This window comes from Anoxybacillus sp. ST70 (assembly GCF_019553625.1).
Lineage (GTDB): Bacteria > Bacillota > Bacilli > Bacillales > Anoxybacillaceae > Anoxybacillus > Anoxybacillus gonensis.
In genome coordinates this window covers 1-854 of sequence record NZ_JAHZOF010000034.1, presented here as the reverse complement: position 1 = coordinate 854, position 854 = coordinate 1, and the positions used below count along the sequence as shown (strand labels likewise).

At 41.6% G+C, this 854-nt stretch carries 2 protein-coding genes; both read right to left on the bottom strand.

Annotated elements, in window-relative coordinates; all coding sequences use genetic code 11:
* On the bottom strand, positions 1-634 hold a 634-nt coding region (locus K1I43_RS15455), incomplete at its 3' end, for an RNA-guided endonuclease TnpB family protein (protein WP_220382708.1).
* A 5-nt stretch (positions 635-639) separates the two neighbouring features.
* On the bottom strand, positions 640-854 hold a 215-nt coding region (tnpA, locus tag K1I43_RS15450; RefSeq protein WP_220382707.1), incomplete at its 5' end, for an IS200/IS605 family transposase.

Below are 854 nucleotides of genomic sequence, written 5' to 3'. Positions count from 1 at the left end.
CTAATTTTTCTTCTAGTTTGCGAAGAAACTTTGGATTCGCATACGTCGTACCGTCTGAAAGAATCGCAAAATGTTTTACGCCCAAGTCAATCCCGACGGCACGATTCGTTTTAGGGAGTGGTTGCACGTCTACTTCTGCAAGAATAGACACAAAGTATTTTCCGCTTGCGTTTCGGCGAATGGTCGCAGACAAGATGCGTCCTTCGACTTCCCGACTTTTCGCAACACGCACAAGCCCAAGTTTCGGGAGTTTGATTCGATTGCCGACAACGGCAATATTTCCATTCGTGTACTTTGTTGTGTACGATTGCACCTTGTTCTTTTTTGATTTAAAACGTGGTTTATTGTTTTGTTTTTGAAAAAATCGAGTGTACGCATCGGATAAATGTTTCAGCGAGGTTTGGAGCGCAATGCTGTCCACTTCTTTTAGCCATACAAATTGTTTCTTTAGGCTTGTTAATTGAGAAGAACAAACCTTGTAGGTCAACCCTTTTCCTGTTGTTCGGTACGCACGTTCCCATTCGGCAAGGAAATAATTAAATACAAAACGAGCGCAACCGAATGTTTTGGCAATAAGGATTTCCTGTTCTTTGGTTGGGTAAATACGGAATTTGTATGCTTTATGGACGAGCATGGCTTTCACCTCCCCTTCTGATTTTGGATGTATTGTTTTATTTGCGCTTCTGTGTGTTCACTTACGGTTGCGACAAAATAAGAAGGATTCCATAAGTTCCCTCCCCCCAATTTCTCTTTTAGTTGAGGGAATTCTTTAAACAGCAACCTCGCACTCACACCTTTTAATGCTTTAATCATATTTGGAATAGAGTGTTGTGGCGTGCAGTCAATGAGCAAAT